Below are 1043 nucleotides of genomic sequence, written 5' to 3'. Positions count from 1 at the left end.
GCGCGCTCGACCGCCGAATACCGCGCGCTCGACGCCGCGCACCACATCCATCCGTTCTCCGACATGGGCGCGCTGAACCGCGCCGGCAGCCGCGTGATCGTGAAGGCCGACGGCGTCTATTTGTGGGACTCCGACGGCAACCAGATCATCGACGGCATGGCCGGGCTCTGGTGCGTGAACGTCGGCTACGGCCGCAAGGAGCTGGCCGACGCCGCTTATCGGCAACTGCAGGAGCTGCCGTTCTACAACACGTTCTTCAAGACCACGCATCCGCCCGTGATCGAACTCTCGGCGATGCTCGCCGAAGTCACGCCGCCCGGCTTCAACCACTTCTTCTATTGCAACAGCGGCTCCGAAGGCAACGACACCGTGCTGCGCGTCGTGCATCAGTACTGGCGCGTGCAGGGCAAGCCGCAGAAGAAGTACGTGATTTCGCGCAAGAACGGCTATCACGGCTCGACGATCGCGGGCGGCACGCTCGGCGGCATGGGCTACATGCACGAGCAGATGCCGTCGAAGGTCGAGCACATCGTCCATATCGATCAGCCGTATTTCTTCGGCGAAGCGCAGCCGGGCGAGACGCCCGAAGCGTTCGGCCTCGCGCGTGCGCAGCAGCTCGAAGCTAAGATTCTCGAGCTCGGCGCGGAGAACGTCGCGGCATTCATCGGCGAGCCGTTCCAGGGTGCCGGCGGCGTGATCTTTCCGCCGTCGACGTACTGGCCGGAAATCCAGCGAATCTGCCGCAAGTACGACATTCTGCTCGTCGCCGACGAAGTGATCGGCGGCTTCGGCCGTACCGGCGAATGGTTCGCGCATCAGCACTTCGGCTTCGAACCCGATCTGATCACGATGGCCAAGGGGCTCACGTCGGGCTACGTGCCGATGGGCGCGGTCGGCATTCACGAGCGCGTCGCGCGGCCGATCGTCGACAACGGCGAATTCAATCACGGGCTCACGTATTCGGGGCATCCGGTGGCCGCGGCGGTGGCGGTCGCGAACCTCAAGCTGCTGCGCGACGAGGGCATCGTCGAGCGCGTGAAGCG

1 protein-coding gene is annotated in these 1043 nt (G+C 65.1%); it reads left to right on the top strand.

The window, feature by feature from the left end; genetic code table 11:
* Positions 1-1043, top strand: a 1043-nt coding sequence (locus HMPREF3115_RS10105; RefSeq protein WP_070554305.1) for an aminotransferase, incomplete at both ends; no start/stop codon positions are given.

The sequence above is a fragment of the Burkholderia sp. HMSC10F09 genome, from assembly GCF_001806955.1.
Taxonomy (GTDB): domain Bacteria; phylum Pseudomonadota; class Gammaproteobacteria; order Burkholderiales; family Burkholderiaceae; genus Burkholderia; species Burkholderia multivorans.
This window is presented reverse-complemented; position numbering and strand designations above follow the sequence as displayed.